Below are 17,538 nucleotides of genomic sequence, written 5' to 3'. Positions count from 1 at the left end.
GTCGAGGCGGCAGTATCGGGGAATTCGGGGCGCTCGATCGTGCGGAATCCCGGCGCGGGGAATGCGGTGGACGCGGAGAGCCGTGACCCGCGGTGCGGGTCACGGCTCTCCCTGAATTCGGGAAGAATTCAGACGTTCGGTGGGGGCTGGTTCACACGTACTGGGCGATGAGGCTCTTCGGGCGGATGTCCGTCCAGTTCTCCTCCACGTACGCCAGGGCGTCCGCCCTGGTTCCCGCGCCCCACACCGAATCCCAGCCCTCGGGCACGGCGGCGAACGCGGGCCACAGGGCGTGTTGTCCCTCGGCGTTCACCACGACGTGGAACGTGCCCTCGGTGTCGTCGAAAGGATTGGTCATGACAGACTCCTCAATTTCTCGGAAAGGATGCGGCCGATCAGGGCGAGCGGGGCCGGCTCTCCCATGCGGGTGTGCGGGACCCCGATGACGTGATTCTCGACGCGGCCCTCGATGTAGGGAATCCAGTGCCGTGCGAGAGTGTTTTCCGTTTCGCCGTCCTCAAGGGCCGCCAGGAACAACAGATCGGTGGCCACCGGGCGCGGCGCGTACAGGTTCATGATTTCCGCGTGGTTGATGGACGCCCCGATCACCGAGCGGATCTCCTCGTCGGAGAACGCGCCGAGCACCGGATCCTTCAGCCGGACCAGGCCGATGAGGGCGTCCACGTCGAAGGGGGCGTCCGCCGGCTCGTCCGCGGCGTCGCCGACGAGCATGTCCCGCTTCTGGGCGGGAGTCATCGCGCGCCGCTCCGGCTCGGTCGGCAGCAGGTGGACGTCCATCATGGCCAGCAGCTCGGTGCGTTCGCCGAGTTCGGCCAGTGCGACGGCGAGGGCGTGCGCGACCGTGCCGCCGAAGGACCAGCCGAGGAAGCGGTACGGGCCGTGCGGTTGGACCTCCCGGATCAGCGGGAGGTAGTCCGCCACCATCTCCTCGACCGTCCCGGGGGAGTGGCCCAGCTCGCTCAACGCCCGCGCCTGGATCGCGTACAACGGCTGGTCGGGCCCCAGGTGCCGGGCGAGCCCCGCGTACGGCCACCCCACCCCGGTACCGGGGTGGACGCAGAACAACGGCCGTTGCGCACCCCGGGTGGCCAGGGGCAGCATCACCCCCATCGGGTCGAAACCGGTCGGTTCGTCGCCCAGCAGCCCCGCCACGGTCGGCGTGCGGAACAGGTCGCGGACCCCGAGGTCCAGCCCCAGCACGGTCCGCATCCGGCTGATCAGCCGTACCCCGAGCAGCGAATGCCCGCCCAGGCCGAAGAAGTTGTCGTCGATGCCGACGTCCGGGACCCCCAGCACCTCGGAGAAGAGCCCGCAGAGCACCTCCTCGCGCGGGGTGCGCGGCTCCCGGCCCGTACCGCGCACCACGGGCGCGGGCGCCGGCAGGGCCGCCCGGTCCGGCTTGCCGTTGACGGTGAGCGGAATGCCCTCGACCACCACCGCCGCGGCGGGGACCATGTGCTCGGGAAGCTCGCCGCCGGCCCAGCGCAGCAGCTCGGTGTCGGTCAGGGTGTGGCCGGCGCGGGGCACGACGTACGCGACGAGCCGCTTGCCGCCCGGTCCGTCCTCGAAGACCACCACCGCGACCTGCCCCACGCCCGGATGCCGGGCCAGGGTCTTCTCGATCTCGCCCGGCTCGATGCGGAAGCCGCGCAGTTTGATCTGGCCGTCGGCCCTTCCGATGAACCGCAGCTCCCCGTCGGGCGTCCAGTGCGCCAGGTCCCCGGTGCGGTACATCCGCCCGCCGTCGCCGCCGAACGGGTCGGGGACGAAGCGTTCGGCCGTCAGACCCGGCCGGCCGACGTAGCCGCGCGCCACCTGCGTGCCCGCGATGTACATCTCGCCGGGAACCCCCACCGGGACCGGCCGCAGCCGCGCGTCCAGGACGTGGACGCGGGTGTTGTCGAGCGCGGCCCCCAGGTACACGCCCGGCAGGGTGCGCACGGTGAGGGGGAGGCGCTGGTGATGGGAGGCGAAGGTGGTCTCGGTCGGCCCGTAGGAGTGGACGAGGACGGTGTCCGGGCACTGGTCCAGGACTCGCTGGAGGGCGCTGGGGGAGGCGACGTCGCCGCCGGTCCACACCTCGTCCAGCAGCTTCAGGGTGTCGAGGCCCTCGTCCGCCATGATGTGGAACAGACCCATGGTGAAGTAGGCGGCGGTGACGTCGTGCGTGCGGATGGTGTGGTCGAGTTCCGCGACGTCGGTGCCGTCGCCGGGGGCGATGACCAACTGCCCGCCGTTCAGCAGCGGCACCCACAGCTCGTAGGTCGAGGCGTCGAAGCCGATCGCGGAATGGACCAGCATCCGGCGGTGGTTGACCGGGTCCCAGCAGCGGTCGCCGGCCAGCTCGACCACGTTGCGGTGGGTGACTCCGACGCCCTTGGGCCGACCCGTGGAGCCCGAGGTGAACATCACGTACGCCAACGCGTCCTCGCCCACGACCACGCCGGGATTCGAGGCGACCGCGTCCGACCCCTGGTCGGCGGTGTCGTCCACGGACAGGACGCGCACACCCGCCGCCCGCTCCCGTCCGACCGACGCCGCGTCGAGGTGCGCCGACCCCGTTACCAGGACCCGCGCCGACACATCCTCCATGATCATGCGGATCCGGGCCTCCGGCAGCCGCGGGTCCAGCGGGACGTACGCCGCCCCGCACTTGAGCACGGCCAGTACGGCGACCAGGAGGTGCGGCGTCCGGTCCAGCAGGACCCCGACCGCCCCGTCACGAGGCACGCCCGCGGCGACGAGCCGGTGGGCGAGGGCGTCGGCCCGCGCGTCCAGCGCCGCGTACGACAGCTCCTCCTCCTCGTACGAGACGGCGATCCGGTCCGGCGTCCTGCGGGCCTGCTCCGCGAACCGTTCGTGGATCGGCCCGCCCGCGACGCCCGGCGCGCCCGTGTCGTTGTACCGGGCCAACCGGGACTCCTCCCGCTCCGACAGGAGCCGGACGTCCCCGATCCGCTGCCCCGGATCCTCGGCCACCGCCCGCAGGGTCCGCGCCAGGTGCTCCGCCAGGACCGCGGCGGTCGGCTCGTCGAAGAGGTCCGTCGCGTACTCCAGTACACCGCTCAGCCCGCCCGGCCCCCCCTGCTCGCCCCGGAGTTCGCGCAGCGACAGCGTGAGGTCGAACTTGGTGAACCCCGACTCCGATCCCAGCGGGACCCCCGTCAGCGCGCCGTCCGGCGCCGTCCGCGGCTCGTCCGGCTGCACCTGCGCGATCACCTGCGTCAGGGGGTGGTGGGCGGTGGAGCGCACCGGATTCAGTTGCTCGACCACCAAGTCGAAGGGGAGTTCCTGGTGGGCGTAGGCGCCGAGCCCGGTGTCCCGGACCCGCTCCAGCAACTCCGCGAAGGACGGGTCGCCGGAGGTGTCGCAGCGCAGGACGAGCGTGTTGACGAAGAAGCCCACCAGCTCGTCCAGGGCCTCGTCGTCCCGGCCCGCGGTCACCGTCCCCAGCGGCAGGTCGGTGCCCGCCCCGTGCCGGGTCAAGGTGGCGGCCAGGGCCGCCTGCACCACCGTCAGGACGGTGGTGCCGTGGTCCAGCGCGAGCCGCTCCAGCCGGGCGTGCGTGTCGGCGTCCAGGGCGACCGGTGTGGCGGCCCCCCGGTGCGAGGCCTCCGCGGGCCGGGTGCGGGCCGCGGTCAGCTCCAGTACCGGCGGGGCGTCGGCCAGGGTCGCCCGCCAGTACGCGGCCTGCCGCGCGAACGCGGTGTCCCCGTCCGCCGCGGCGCCGTCCTCCAGGGCCGCGCGTTCCCACAGCGCGTAGTCCGCGTACTGCACCGGCAGGGCCTCCACGTCGGGCGCCCGGCCGGCCTCCCGGGCCTCGTACGCCCGCGCCAGGTCGGCGAGGAGCGGTCCGGCGGACCAGCCGTCGGCGGCGATGTGGTGCACCACCAGCACCAGGAACCGTTCGGTCCCGGCGTCGATCAGCGTCGCCCGCAGCGGAGGCTCCGTCGCGAGGTCGAAGACGTGGCCCGCGGCGGCGTGGACCGCCGCCCCGCCGTGTCCCTCCGGCACGGTCACCCGTACCGGTTCGGGTCGCACCGCCTCCAGGATCCGCTGGTGCGGCTCCCCGTCCACCGCCGGGTACACGGTCCGCAGCACCTCGTGCCGGTCCGAGACGTCAGCCAGCGCCGAGGCCAGCACGGCCGGGTCCAGCGGCCGGTCCAGGCGCAGCGCGAACGGGATGTTGTACGAGGCGCTCGGCCCCTCCAACTGGTCCACGAACCACAGCCGGCGCTGCGCGGAGGACAGCGGGATCCGCTCCGGTCGGTCCGCCGCCGGTACGGGGACCAGAGCGGGCCGGCCGGCCGGCGCGGCCTCCCGCACCAGGCGGACCGCGAGCTCGGCGGGGGTCGGCGCGAGGAACAGGTCCCGGATGCGCGCCTCCACCCCGAGCGTGGCCCGGATCCGGTTGACGAGCCGCACCCCCATCATCGAATGGCCGCCCGCAGAGAAGAAGTTGGCGTCGGGGGCCACCGGTCCGTCGAGCCCGATCACCTCACCGAACAGCGCGCACAGCACCTGCTCGGCGGGGGGCCTGCGGCCGGCGGGTACGGCCGTCCCCACGGCCGACGCGTCGAGGGCCGCCCGCGCCCGGCGTTCCGTGATCCCCCGACGCTCCTCCTCGTCGAGCAGCGGCCACGCGGAGGGCCGCGCGTCGGGGTCGGCCGCCGCGTGCGCGAGGGCCCGGGTGAACACGTCCAGCAGCAACCGGGCCGTCCGCGGCTCGAAGAGGTCCGTCGCGTACTGCCACCACACCTCCAGGCCGCCGCCCGGCAGCTCCACGCAGGAGGCGCTGAGGTCGAACTTGGCGACCTCCAGGCCCGGTTCGACGTACCGCCCGCTCAGCGCGCCGTCGCCGAGCGAGATCCGCTCCCCGTCCTGGGCCTGCGCGGTCAGCATCACCTGGAAGAAGGGGTTGACGGCGAACTCCCGCCGCGGGTTGAGGGCTTCCACCAGCAGGTCGAAGGGGAGTTCCTGACGGGCGTACGCGGCCAGGTCCGTGTCCCGGGCCCGCTCGACCAACTCGCCGTACGGGGCGTCGCCCGAGACGTCGGTGCGCAGCACCAGCGTGTTCACGAAGAGGCCGACCAGCTCGTCCAGGGCCTCGTCGTCCCGCCCCGCGACCGGGGTGCCGATCGCGATGTCCGTCCCCGCCCCGACCGCGGCCAGGGCCAGCGCCAACGCGGGCTGGAGCACCATCAGCAGGCTCGCCCCGCGTTCCGTGCCGATCGCGGTCAGCCGGCGGTGCGTGTCGGCGTCGAGGCGGGCCACCAGCGTGGCGGCGGCGCCGGTCGGCTCGGCGGGCCGGGGCCGGTCCAGCGGCAGGTCCAGCAGCGTCGGCATGCCGTCCAGGGCGGCCCGCCAATGCTCCAGCGCCCGCGCCGGCCGCTCCAGCAGCTCGTGCTGCCACAGCGTGTAGTCCGCGTACTGCAACGCCAGCGGCTCCCGGACGGGTGCCCGCCCGGCCGCCCGGGCCGCGTACGCCTCCCCGAGGTCGCGCAGCAGCGGTCCGACCGACCAGCCGTCGGCCGCGATGTGGTGCATCAGCAGCGCCAGCGTCGCCGATCCGTCACCGGGCACGAACAGTCGTGCCCTGAAGGGCAGTTGGGTGCCCAGGTCGAAGGTTCCGGCGGTGAACCGGGCCACGAGCGCGGCCACCTCCGGCGGCGCGCACCCGGTCACCTCGAACGGCACCGGCGGCCCTTGGAGCACGTGCTGGTACGGCTCGGAGTCCACCGCCGGGCAGACGGTGCGCAGCACCTCGTGCCGCTCCACCACATCGGCCAGCGCCGCCGCCAGCGCGGCCGTGTCGGGCACGGAGTCCAGCCGCAGCACGACGGGCAGGTTGTACGTCGCCGACGGCCCCTCCAGCCCGGCCAGGAACCACAACCGGCGCTGGGCGAAGGAGAGCGGGACCCGCTCCTCGGGGGGCAGCACCACCCCGTCGAACACGACGCCGGCGGTGGAGTCGGCGGGGGACTCGGCGCCGCCGCCGGCCGCCGGGCCGCGCAGGGCCTTGCGGTCGATCTTCCCGGAGGAGGTTCGGGGCAGGCGCTCCACGAGGGTCACCGTGCCGGGCACCGCCGCGGCCGGCAGCTCCGCCGCGACCCGATCCCGCAGCGCGGCGGCGTCCACCCCCTCGTCCGCGACCACGAACGCGGCCAGCCGGCGCACCCCGTCGGCGGTCTCCCGCGGTACCACGGCGGCCTCCCGCACCCCGGGGTGCGCCGTCAACACGGCCTCCGCGGAGGCGGGGTCCACCCGGTGCCCGTTGATCTTCACCTCGTCGTCGGCCCGGCCCCGGAAGCCCAACTGCCCGTCCGGCCGGACGAACACCAGGTCGCCGGTGCGGTACGCGCGGTCCCCGCCCAGCGTGGCGAACCGGGCGGCCGTCAGCTCGGGCCGGCCGAGGTACCCGGTCGCCAACGCGTCCCCGAGCAGCCACAGTTCACCGTCCACCACGGCCGCCCGGACGCCCGGCAGCGGCTGCCCGATGGGCACCGGCCCGCCCGTGTACCGCGACAGGTCGGCGACGGTGGCCACGACGGTCGCCTCGGTGGGCCCGTACGTGTTCAGCAGCCGCACCCGCCTCGGGTCCACGCTCCGGCACCACTGCGCCACCCGCTCGGGCAGCGCGGCCTCACCACCGATGACGACCGTGCGCAGGGTGTCCGGCAGGCGGGCGACCCCGCAGGCCAGGGCGTGGGCCAGCTCGTGCCAGTAGGCGGTGGGCAGGTCCAGCACCGTGATGCCGTGCGCCGCGCACCCGGCCAGCAGCCCCGGCACGTCGAGCATCTCCTCGTCCCGCAGCACGAGCGTGGCGCCCGCGCCCAGGGTCAGGAAGATCTCCTCCACGCTGGCGTCGAAGTGCAGCGGGGCGAACTGCAACACCCGGTCCTCGGCGGTGATCGCGTACCGGGCGCCCGCGCCGGCCACGAACCGGGCCAACGCCCCGTGCCCGACGACGACGCCGTTGGGCGTGCCCGTGGAGCCGGAGGTGTAGATCACGTACGCGGAACCCTCGGGAACCCCCGCGCCCGGAAGCGGGAACTCGCCCTCGACCAAGGGGACGTCGACGCCCGTGCAGTCGGCGAGGATCGCGGCGTTGCGGGCGGCGGGCGCCCCGGGGTCCAGCGGCAGGTAGGCGGCCCCGGTCCGCAGGGCGGCCAGCAGGCCCACCACGGCGTCCGCGCCCCGGGGCCGGTGGACGGCCACCAGGCGTCCCGGGCCCGCCCCGGAGCCGGCCAGTTCGTCGGCGCGGAACGCCACCGCGAGGGCCAGTTGTCCGTAGGTCATCCGGCGCTCGCCGTGCACCAGCGCGACCCGTTCGGGGCTCTGGGCGGCGATCCGGTCGAGCACTGCGGGCGCCGGGGTGATCGCCGGGCCGCCGTCCAGGACGGCGGAGGCGGTGGGGGCGGTCGAGGGCATCGCGGGGCCTCCAGGCGAGGGGTGGGATGCGGAGCGGAGTCCGTGACCCCCACGCTAGGCAGCGCCCCCGGGCCCGGCGGGCAGTCCCCGGGGCAGCTCGGGCCGGGCGCGCTGCCGCCCCGGACTGCCGCCCGACTGCCGTCGAACCCCCGGAGGCCCGCGCCGGGGGTTCGACGGCCGGCCCCCTACGCCTGCGGGACGCGGGCGCCGCCCCGGGTGCGGCGGCGCAACGTCGGCGACGGGCCGGAACCGCCGCCGAGGGCGCCGGCGGCCAGCAGGGCGGCCAGGCCGGCCGGCGTCGGATGCCGGAACACCTCGCGCAGGGTGAGCTCACGGCCCAGCTCCGCACGGACCCGGTTCACCAGTCGTACCGCGAGCAGCGAGTGTCCGCCGGACTTGAAGAAGTTGTCCTGCGCGCCGATCCGCTCGCGTCCCAACACCTCCCCGAAGAGCCGGACCAGCGCCGCCACCGGTCCGTCCTCCGCGTCCGCGCCGGGGGCTTCGGGCGTCGAGGGTGTCCGGGCGGCCGCAGGCCCCGCCGGGTCAGCCGGGTCAGCCGGGTTCGCCGGGTTGGCCGCCAGGAGAACGGCCGACGGGACCTCGTACTCCGGCAGCCGCTCCGCCGCCCACGCCTGGAGCTCGCCCTCCGTCACGCCGCCCGACGCGTACGCGACCAGCCGGCCGTCCTCCAACCGCACCTCCGCGCGGACCACCGACGGATGCTCCGCCAGGACCGCCCCGACGTGCGCCGTGTCGACCCGGTAGCCGCCGACCAGGACCCGATCGGGGCGCCGGTCCGGCGGCGCCGGCAGCTCGCCGATCCGCCGCGCGGGGTCGGCGGCGAACAGCTCCAGCGCGCCCACCAGCAGCGATGCGAGCCGCGCCGCGCCCGAGGGGCCGTACAGGTCGCTCGCGTACTCCAACACCCCGCTCATCCCGCCGCCCGCGTCCTCCGTCAACGCGAACGTGAGGTCCGCCTTCGCCGACCCGGCCCCGTACGGCAACGAGGCGCCGGCGAGCGGGCCGCCGTCGGCCGGGTCCGCCTCCGCCGGATTCACCTGGAGCATCACCTGCACCAGCGGATGGTGCGCCGACGAGCGGTGCGGGTTGAGGGTCTCGACCAGCCGGTCGAACGGCAGGTCCTGGTGCTCGTACGCCGCCAGGTCGGCCTCCCGCACCCGGGTCAGCAACTCCTCGAACGTCGGATCCCCGGACGTGTCCGTCCGCAGCACCAGCGTGTTCACGAAGAACCCGACCAGCCCCGACAGGGCCTCGTCGTCCCGCCCCGCGACCGAGGTGCCGAGCGCCAGGTCCGTTCCCGCGCCGCACCGGGACAGGGCCGCCGCGAGCGCGGCCTGCACCACCATGAACAGCGTGGCCCCGCCCGTGTGCGCGATCCGGGTCAGCCTCCGGTGCGTCACGGCGGACACCGGGAAACCGGTGACCGCCCCGCGCCCCGACGGCTCGGCCGGCCGGCGCCGGTCCGTCGGCAGGTCGATCAGCGGCGCCAGCCCCGCCAGCGCGGCCCGCCAGTGCTCCACCTCGGCGTCCGCGTCCGCCAACAGGGCCCGCTGCCACAGCGTGTAGTCCGCGTACTGCACCGGGAGCGGCTCCCGGCGCGGCGCGCCGCCCGCGCACCGGGCGTCGTAGGCCGCGGACAGGTCCGCGAGCAGCGGACCCGTCGACCGGCCGTCGGCCGCTATGTGGTGCAGCAACAGCACCAGGGTCTGCGGACCGTCCCCGGCAGGCAGGAACAGCCAGGCACGGAACGGCAGTTCGCGCGTCAGGTCGAAGACGTGCCCGGCGGCCTCGTCCACGGCCGCCGTCACGTCGACCGGCCGGCCGAGCACCAGCGGCGGCCTCGCCCCCTCCAACACCCGCTGGTACGGCTCCCCGTCCTCGATCCCGTACACCGTGCGCAGCACCTCGTGCCGCTCGGCGACGTCGGCCAGCGCCTCGGCGAGCGCCGCCGGGTCCAGCGGCCGGTCCAGGCGTCGCACCAGGGCGATGTTGTACGCGGCCGAGGGGCCCTCCAACTGGTCGATGAACCACAGCCGGCGTTGGGCGTACGACAGCGGCAGCCGCGCGGGCCGCTCCGCGTCCGGTACGGGCGCCGGCGCGGGTCGCGTCGACCCCGCGGCCGTGCCCAGCCGCCGGTGCAGGGCGCTCGGCGTCGGCGCCAGGAACAGGTCGCGGATGCCCGCCTCCACGCCCAGCACGGCCCGGATCCGGTTGACCAGCCGGCTCGCGAGCAGCGAGTGCCCGCCCGACTTGAAGAAGTTGGCGTCCGCCGCGAGGCCGTCGCGGCCCAGGACCTCCGCGAACAGCCCGCACAGGATCTCCTCGCGGGGCGAGAGCGCCGCGGGGACGACCGGCGCCGGCTCCCGTACGGCCGCCGCCGCGGCGGCCCGCTCCAGCCCGTCCCGACGCTCCTGAAGCGCCCGCCGCTCGCCCGCCGACAGCAGCTCCAGTTCGGCGGTTCGTGCCCGGGGAGCCGCCGCGAACGCGCGCAACGTCCGTACGTACACCTCCAGCAGCAGCCGCGCCGTGGACTCGTCGAACAGGTCCTCGGCGTACTGCACGTGTACGTCCAGGCCGTCGGCTCCGCCGCGCGGGTCCCGCCGCTCGGCGCAGTGGAAGCTCAGGTCGAACTTGGCCGCGCCCAGGTCCGTGCTGCCGGCCCGGCCCGCGATCGGTCCCAGCCGCACCCGGTCGTCGGCCGCTTCCCGCACGGTCAGCATCACCTGGAAGAAGGGGTGCTCGCCCAAGACGCGTGTCGGCGGGGCGAGTTGCTCGACGAGGACGTCGAACGGCAGGTCCTGGTGGTCGAAGGCGGCCAGGTCGGCGTCGCGCACCCGTTCCACCAGCTCGGCGACGGTCGGCTCACCGGACAGATCGGTGCGCAGCACCAGGGAGTTGACGAAGCAGCCGACCAGCTCGTGGAGGTTCTGGTCCGCGCGTCCCGCCACCGGGGTGCCGATCGCCAGGTCCTCCCCGGCCCCGGTGGCCGACAGGGCCACCGCCAACGCGGAGCGGGCCACCATGAACAGGCTCGCCCGGCCCGAGCGGGCCAGCCCGGCCAGCGCCCGGTGCTCCGATGCCGACAGGGTCGCGGAGAGCGTGGCCCCCCGGCCGGACGGTTCGGCGGGGCGTGGCCGGTCGGCCGGCAGGGCGGTGCGGGCCGGCATCCCGTCCAGGGCCTCCCGCCAGAAGTCGAGGAGCCGGTCCGGCTCCGCCGTCAACGCCCGCTGCCAGAGCGCGTAGTCGGCGTACTGCACCGGAAGCGGCGTCCACCGCGGCGCCCCGCCCGCGCGCCGGGCCTCGTAGGCCTCGCCCAGATCCCGCAGCAGCGGCGCGATCGACCACCCGTCGGTGGCGATGTGGTGGACGAGCAGCACCAGCACCGACGAACCGTCCCCGGGCAGGAACAGGCGCGCCCGCAAAGGGAGTTCGCTCTCCAGGTCGAAGACCTCGCGGCCGAAGCGGTCCACGAGCGCGTCCAGCTCGCCCGGCGGGCAGTCCACCACCTCCAACGGGGCCTCCCAGGCGGTCAGGACCCGCTGGTACGGCTCCCCGCCCTCGGACCCGTACACCGTGCGCAGCACCTCGTGCCGCTCCAGCACGTCCCCCAGCGCGTCCGCGAGCGCGACCCGCTCCGGGACGCCGTCCCAGCGGATCACCAGCGGCGCGTTGTAGGCCGCCGACGGGCCCTCGATCCGGCCCACCAGCCACAGGGCCCGCTGCGCCGCCGACAGCGGGACCCGCTCGGGCCGGTCCGCGACGGGCACCGGCGCCGGCCGGGCCGCCGCAGCGTCGCCCCGGTCGGTCAGCCGGCGGTGCAGGGCGCCCGGCGTCGGCGCCAGGAACAGGTCGCGGATGCCCGCGTCGACTCCGAGCGCGCCCCGGATCCGGTTGACGAGCTTGCTCGCCAGCAGCGAATGCCCGCCGCTGCGGAAGAAGTTCGCGTCGACGGAGACCATCTCCCGGCCGAGCACCTCCGCGAACAGCCCGCACAGGATCTCCTCGCGCGGGGACAGCACGTCCCGCCGGCCCGACCCGGGGACCGGCGGCGTCGCGTCGATCGCGCGCCGCGCGCTCCGGGCGGCCAACCCGCCCGCCTCCTCCGGCGACACCAGGCCCAGCCCGCCCAACCGGGTCGCCGGCCGGGCCGCGAAGCCGGCCAGCGCCCGTACGTACACGTCCAGCAGCAGCCGGGCCGTGTCCTCGTCGAACAGGTCCGTCGCGTACTGGAGGGCCACCTCCAGCCCCCCGGGCCGCCCCTCGGAGGTCCGCCGCTCCACGCAGTACCAGGTCAGGTCGAACTTGGCCGCCTCCAACGCCACGTCCGCGAGCCGCCCGCGGATCCCGCCGGCCCACTCCACCGGCCCCGCCGCCTCGCCGCCCGTGTCCACGGTCAGCATCACCTGGAAGAACGGGTGGTGCCCCAGCGCCCGCTCCGGGGCGAGCCGCTCCACCAGCAGGTCGAAGGGCAGGTCCTGGTGCGCGTACGCCGCCAGGCTCGCGTCCCGGGCCCGGTCCAGCAGTTCGCCGACGGTCGGATCACCGGACAGGTCGGTGCGCAGCGCGAGGGAGTTCACGAAGAACCCCACGAGTTCGTACAGGTCCTCCTCGGGCCGGCCCGCGACCGGGGTGCCGATCACCACGTCCTCGCCCGCGCCGGCGGCGGCCAAGGCCGCCGCGAGCGCCGCTCCGGCCGCCATCGTCAGACTCGCCTGGTGCGCACGGGCCAGGGCGAGCAGCCCCTCGTGCGACGCCGCGTCCAGCCGGGCCGTCACCATGGCCCCCCGTCCTGACGGCTCGGCGGGACGCGGCCGGTCCGCCGGCAGTGCGATCACCGGTGGGGCGCCGTCCAGCACGGTCCGCCAGTGGGCCAGCTGTTCGGCCGCCAGACTGTCCGGGTCGGCCGGATCCCCGAGCAGCTCGTGCTGCCAGGCGCTGTAGTCCGCGTACTGCACGGGCAGCGGCTCCCACCCCGGCTCCCGACCCGCGAGGCGCGCACCGTACGCCCGCGACAGGTCGCGCAGCAGGGGGCGTACGGACCATCCGTCGGTCGCCACGTGATGGATCAGCAGGACCAGGACCGAGGTCCCGTCGCCGGGCCGCAACAGCCGCGCCCGCAAAGGGGGTTCGCGGGTGATGTCGATCGGCTGCCGGACGAACGCGGCCACGGCCGCCTCCACCCCGCCCGGCGCGCAGGACCGGACGGTGAGCCGGGGCACGGCCGCCGCCTCCCGCACGACCTGGTGCGGCCAGGCGTCGGCGTCGGCCGGCAGCACCGTGCGCAGCACCTCGTGCCGCTCCACCACGTCGACCAGCGCCAGGCCGAGCGCGTCGGCGTCGGGCTCGGCGTCCAGGTGCAGCACCACCGGCGCGTTGTAGGTGGCGGACGGTCCGTGCAGCCGGCCCAGGAACCACAGCCGGCGCTGCGCGAACGACAACGGGATCACGGTCATGTCCTCAGCCGTCCTGGCCCGACGGGGCCGGACCTGCGGCGGCCGCGACGAGCGTGTCGATGTGGGAGGCCAGGTCCCGCAGGCGCGGGTTGGCGTACACGGCCTTCACCGGGAGCGAGACGCCCAGCTCCGCGCGGACCCGCGACACCAGCTTGATCGCGAGCAGTGAATGGCCGCCCAGCTTGAAGAAGTTGTCGTCCGGGCCGATGCGCGAGGCGCCCAGCACCGCCGCCCAGACGCCCGCGATCAGCTCCTGCGAACGGGTCAACCCGACGGCGGCCGGCGACGGCTGCGGGGAGGCCGCGGCGGGCGCCGGCAGCGCCACCCGGTCGATCTTCCCGTTGGGCGTGGTCGGGAAGCGGTCCACGGGCACGAAGGCCGACGGAACCATGTACGCGGGCAGCGCGGCGGCCAGCGCCAAGCGCAGCGCCGCCTCGGCGACCGGCTCCAGGCTCCGGTGGTAGGCCACCAGACCCGGCGCCCCGTGCACCTCGTCCCGCAGCAGCACCACGGCCTCCGCGATCCCCGGCAGGGCCGCCAAGACCGCTTCCACTTCACGGAGTTCGATCCGGTGGCCGCGCAACTTGACCTGCCCGTCGGCCCGGCCCAGGTAGCCCAGCCGACCGTCCGGCAGCAGTCGCACCAGGTCGCCCGTGCGGTACATCCGCTCACCCGAGCCCCCCGGGTCGGCGACGAACCGCTCCGCCGTCAACCCCGGCCGGTGCCGGTAGCCGCGCCCCACCCGGGGGCCCGCCAGGTACAGTTCGCCGCTCTCGCCCTCGGCCACCGGCTCCAGTCGCCCGTCGAGCACCCGCATCCGCAGGCCGGGCAGGACGGCCCCGATGTGCGGCTCGTCCGCCCCGTCCACCCAACCCGCCGTGGAGTCCACCGTGCACTCGGTGGGCCCGTACAGGTTCACCGTCCGCAGCACCCCGGCCGCACCGCGCTCGGCGAGCCGACGCCACAGCGCGGGGCCGATCGCCTCGCCGCCCACGAGCAGGGTCAACGGGCGCGGTCCGCCGTCCGCCGTGAGCAGGTCCAGCAGCGGATCGGCGTGCGAGGGCGTGATGTCGAGATCGGTCAGGGCCTGCTCGTCGATCAGCCGGGCCAGCAGCGCCGGGTCCGCACGCGTCTCCTCGTCGATCATGACCAGGGTGTCGCCGCGGCAGACCCGCACCCACTGCTGCACGGAGGCGTCGAAGGACGGCGAGGCGTTCCAACCGACCCGCCCGCCCTCGGTGACCGCGATGCCCGCGTCCTCCAGCTCGGCCAGCAGCGCGGACGCCGCGCCCCGGACGATCTCGACTCCCTTGGGCCGGCCCGTGGAACCCGAGGTGTAGATGACGTAGGCGAGGGTCTCGGGGGACACGGCGACCGGCGCGAACGGGCGGTCCCGGGGGCCGGGCGCCGTCAGGGCGGCCACCGCCAGGTGCGGGATCCCCTCGACGAGCGGCTCCAGGTCGGACGTGGTGACCACCAGGTCGGCCCCCGCGTCCTTGACGAGGTACCGGCGCCGCTCGGCGGGCAGCCTCGGGTCCACGGGAAGGTACGCGGCCCCCGCGCACAGGGTGCCGAGCAGCGCGGCGACCAGCTCCGTGCCGCGCGGCAGGCACAGCGCGACCACGCTCTCCGGGCCGATGCCCCGCTCGGCGAGCCGGCCGGCGACCCGCATCGCCTGGGCGCGCAGGGCGGCGAAACTCAGCGCCCGGTCGCCCGCGACGACGGCGGTCCGCGCGGCGGGCACCAGGGCCAGCCGGTCCAGCAGATCGGGGGCGGCGAACCGCACGGGAGGCGCCGCGAGGGTGCTCGGGCGCTCGGGAAGGACGGCGGTCACGGTGATCACTCCCCGGCGGGCGCGCTGTGGACGGTGGTGGACGGCCGGGTGGCCGGGGCGCAGTCGGCGAGCGCGACCGGCTCGCCCATCGCGACGAGGATCTTCCGGTCTCCCTTGAAGGCCTCGCGGCCGTGAGCGCACAGGATGTTGTCGACGATCATCAGATCGCCCGCCTGCCAGGTCTCCCGTACGGTCACCCGGTCGTAGACGGCGTTGATCGCGTCCACCTCGGCGTCGGTCAGCCGGGACCCGTCCCCCAGGTAGGTGTTGAAGGGCAGCCCGTCCTCGCCGTACGTCTCCACCAGCACCTCGCGGACATCGGGGTCCAGGGTCCGGCTGTTCCAGAACGCGAAGTGGTTGAACCAGGTGCGCTCACCGGTCACCGGGTGCGTGACGATCGCCGAACGCCGCTGCCGGGTGATCATCGAGTCCCCGTCGTCGACCCACTCGTAGCCGACCGTGTTCTCCTCGCAGTACGCCTCCGCCACGGCCTTGTCCTCGGTCGCGAAGGTCTTGTACCAGGGCAGGCCCGCCAGTTCGGAGTAGTTGCGCACCAGCAGCCAGCCGGCCCGCTCGAACCGCTCGACCAGCTCCGGCGGCAGCAGGCGCAGCGCCTCGCGCATGTCCCCGACCGTGGTCGCGCCACCCTCCTCGGGGGCGATCACGCAACCGAACAGCAGCACGCCGGGGAAGTCGAGGGTGTAGCTGTTCTCGTTGTGCAGTCGGATCGGCTGCACCGCCGGCAGATCGGTGGAGGAGAACACGCCCTCGCCGAAGTCGGTGCGCGGGGTGGCCTTCTCCTTGTAGCCGGCCCGCTGCCGGATCAGGGCATCCCGCGCGACGGCGAACGAGGCCGCGTCGGTGACGGGCAACCCGCGCAGCAGGACGGCGCCCGAGCGGTGCAACTCGGCCTGTATCGAATCCCGGTGGGTGGTCAGCCAGGCGACGGAGGCGTCCAGGTCGGCGCCGGCGGGGGTGTGGACGACGACGGGCCTGCCGGGCTCGCGGACCGGGGTGATCCCGGCGGAGACCTGCGCTTGGGCCACGGTGGTCAAGGTCATGAGGAGTCCTTCAAGGGTGCGGAACGAAAGAACGGGGGAAGGGCGGGGCACGGGCCGGAGCCGGCGACGGGCTCGGTTGCGCGGAGGCGGGGCGCGGGTCAGACGGCGGTCGGGGCCTGCACGTGCCCGCCGACGACCGAGGCCAGCACGGCGAAGAACTCCGGCAACCGCGTCTGGAAGTAGAAGTGGCCGCCCGGCAACACGTACGAGGTGAACCCCCGGTCGGTGATCCGCGCCCAGTCGCCCAGCGCCGCGGCCGGCGCGACCGGGTCGGCGTCGCCGCCGATCACCGTCACCGGGCAGTCCACCCGGGCCGCCGCCTCCTCGCAGCGGTACACGTCGTCGATCGCGAAGTCGGCCCGGATGGCCGGCAGGATGATCTCCCGGAGCTCCGGCTCGTCGAGGATTCCGTCGTCGGTGCCACCGCGCTGCTTGATGGCGGCCACCAAAGCGTCGTCGTCCAGGAGTTCGGGGTGCACGGCCGCCGGGTTCGCGAGGAACGGCGCCCGGCAGGCCGACGCGACCAGCGCCCGCGGGGTGCGGCCGGCCGCCTGGAGGGCGCGTACCACCTCGAAGGCGACGAGCGACCCCATGCTGTGCCCCAGTACCACCAGCTCGTCGGTGGCCCCGGCCGGCAGGGCCGCCACCACCGGGCCGGCGAGATCGGCGACGTCGCGCGGGAGGTCCTCCGCGAAGCGGGCGCCGCGCCCCGGGTACTGGCCGATCAGCAGACGTACGTCGGCCGGCAGGTACGCGCGCCACTCGGCGTACGCGTGCGCGTTGCCGCCGGCGTGCGGGAGCACCAGCAGCGAGACCCGTTGCTCGCCCTCGCCGGGCAGGTCCCAGACCACGTCGTCGGGTGCGGGGGTGAAGGCCGGCGACGGGTCGTCGTCGTGCGTGCCGCGCATGTCGTACACCTCGTTGATGTCGTTCACGCCGCTCATGTCGTTCACGCCGTTCATGAGGAAGTCCGTTCCTGATCGGGGGTGCGCCGCCGCAGGGCGGGCCGGCCGCGCCGCGGCGCGGCTGCGGGCCCCGCCGGGGCCTTCAGGGCCTCGACGTGCTGGGCGAGGGCTGCGGGAGTGGGGTGCTGGAAGATGTCGCGCAGGGTGAGGGTGACCCCGTGGGCTGCGCCGATCCGGTTGGTGAGGCGGGCGGCGAGGAGCGAGTGGCCGCCGTGGTCGAAGAAGTTGTCGTCGATGGACAGCGGGGAGGGAGTACCGAGGGCCTCGCCGAACCAGTTCCGCACGGACTCTTCGAGCGCTGTACGCGGGGCCCGTCCACCGGGCGTGGTCACGGCCTGGGGCTTGGGCAGCGCGGTCTTGTCGATCTTCCCGTTGGGGGTCAGCGGCAGCCGGTCGAGCGGCACGACGAAGGCCGGGACCATGTGGTCGGGCAGAAGCGTGCGCAGCCACAGGCGCACGTCCTGCGCGGTCAGCTCCCCCGTCGTCACCACATAGGCCGTCAGCTGCGGGGTGTTGCGGTGGTCCGGGTGGGTCGCGAGGGTCGCCTGCGCGATGAGGGGGTGGGTGGTGAGGACGGTTTCGATCTCGGTGGGTTCGATGCGGAAGCCGCGGATCTTGATCTGGGTGTCGGTGCGTCCCGTGTAGTGCATGTTTCCGGTGGTGTCCCAGTGGGCCTGGTCGCCGGTGCGGTAGAGGCGCGAGCCGGGCGGACCGAAGGGGTGGGGCACGAAGTGCGAGGCGGTCGTGGCGGG

General features: G+C 74.9%; 7 protein-coding genes. All 7 read right to left on the bottom strand.

Annotated elements, in window-relative coordinates; all coding sequences use genetic code 11:
- Positions 1 to 151: 151 nt before the first annotated feature.
- Positions 152 to 358: an MbtH family protein gene (locus ADK55_RS22135; protein WP_107089273.1), complete on the bottom strand. Its 207-nt coding sequence runs from the start codon at positions 356 to 358 to the stop codon at positions 152 to 154.
- Positions 355 to 7,452, bottom strand: coding sequence for a non-ribosomal peptide synthetase (locus ADK55_RS40510; protein ID WP_053681358.1), 7,098 nt, complete (start codon positions 7,450 to 7,452; stop codon positions 355 to 357). The genes ADK55_RS22135 and ADK55_RS40510 overlap by 4 nt, the downstream gene beginning before the upstream one ends.
- A gap of 185 nt (positions 7,453 to 7,637) precedes the next feature.
- Complete coding sequence (locus ADK55_RS22125; RefSeq protein WP_234350196.1) at positions 7,638 to 12,926, bottom strand: condensation domain-containing protein; 5,289 nt, start codon at positions 12,924 to 12,926, stop codon at positions 7,638 to 7,640.
- A 4-nt stretch (positions 12,927 to 12,930) separates the two neighbouring features.
- Entirely contained in the window at positions 12,931 to 14,760 is a 1,830-nt protein-coding gene (locus tag ADK55_RS22120) for a non-ribosomal peptide synthetase (protein WP_053681356.1), read from the bottom strand.
- 5 nt (positions 14,761 to 14,765) lie between these two features.
- A complete protein-coding gene (locus ADK55_RS22115; RefSeq protein ID WP_420713676.1) occupies positions 14,766 to 15,821 on the bottom strand; it encodes a TauD/TfdA family dioxygenase in 1,056 nt (351 codons plus the stop codon).
- 98 nt (positions 15,822 to 15,919) lie between these two features.
- Complete coding sequence (locus ADK55_RS22110) at positions 15,920 to 16,729, bottom strand: thioesterase II family protein (RefSeq protein ID WP_053681417.1); 810 nt, start codon at positions 16,727 to 16,729, stop codon at positions 15,920 to 15,922.
- Positions 16,730 to 16,779: 50 nt separating this feature from the next.
- The coding region (locus ADK55_RS22105) for a phosphopantetheine-binding protein (protein ID WP_159041513.1) at positions 16,780 to 17,538 on the bottom strand (759 nt) is incomplete at its 5' end.

It is taken from the genome of Streptomyces sp. WM4235, assembly GCF_001279725.1.
GTDB lineage: Bacteria > Actinomycetota > Actinomycetes > Streptomycetales > Streptomycetaceae > Streptomyces.
This window is presented reverse-complemented; position numbering and strand designations above follow the sequence as displayed.